The organism is Clostridium boliviensis (assembly GCF_033342255.1).
GTDB classification, from domain to species: domain Bacteria; phylum Bacillota; class Clostridia; order Lachnospirales; family Lachnospiraceae; genus Lacrimispora; species Lacrimispora boliviensis.
On record NZ_JAWONS010000328.1, the window covers coordinates 1 to 708 of the forward strand.

Annotated in this window: 1 protein-coding gene; it reads left to right on the plus strand. The window is 67.1% G+C overall.

Annotated elements, in window-relative coordinates:
• Positions 1–595 (plus strand): MutS-related protein (locus tag RZO55_RS23800; RefSeq protein ID WP_439100082.1); only part of this gene is annotated, 595 nt, incomplete at its 5' end.
• Between the last annotated feature and the right edge of the window lie 113 nt (positions 596–708).

Genomic DNA, 708 nt, shown 5'->3' on the forward strand with positions numbered 1-708 from the left:
CCAGCACGGATTTTTCGTCCCCGCCGCCCGCTGTGACATGCCTCTGGTCGCCTTCGTCTCCGGAGTGATGGGCGACGGCCAGGATGCCAGGGCCGGGCTCAGCACCTTCGGGGCGGAGGTGAAGCGGGTGGCGGATTGGCTCCGGGAGAAGGAAGGGGGACTCCTCCTGATCGACGAGATCGGCCGCGGGACCAATCCGGTGGAAGGGGCGGCCCTGTCAGCGGCGGTGACCGCCTCCCTCGCCCGGTCCGACCATTGGGCGGTCCATGTCACCCATTATGCGGAGGTTTTGGAGGTGGCGGGGGTCCGCAGGTATCGAACCGCCGGTTTGGGGGATGCGGAGAAGGGAGGAGTCGATTGGAGGGGAGACGACGGGGCATTCCGGATGGATTATCGCCTGATTCCCCTGCCGGAGGGAGCGGGGATACCGCACCAGGCGCTTTTGATCGCCGAGGCGATGGGCATGCCCCGGGAGATCGTGGAGGAAGCCCGGCGACGAATCCCGGGGCATGCCGGTTCCGCCGCGGGCCCGGAAGTGCCCGGTCCGGGGCGGAAGGAATGCCGGAAAATCGATGATGCTCGTCCCATGCTTTGAGAAAACCACGACATGGCGGGAGGGGAAACGGCGTGGAAGTGGAACGGAAGTTGCGACTGGATCCCCAGCTGATCGACCGAGCGCGACGTGCGGCGGCGGAGATCGCCGCCGAT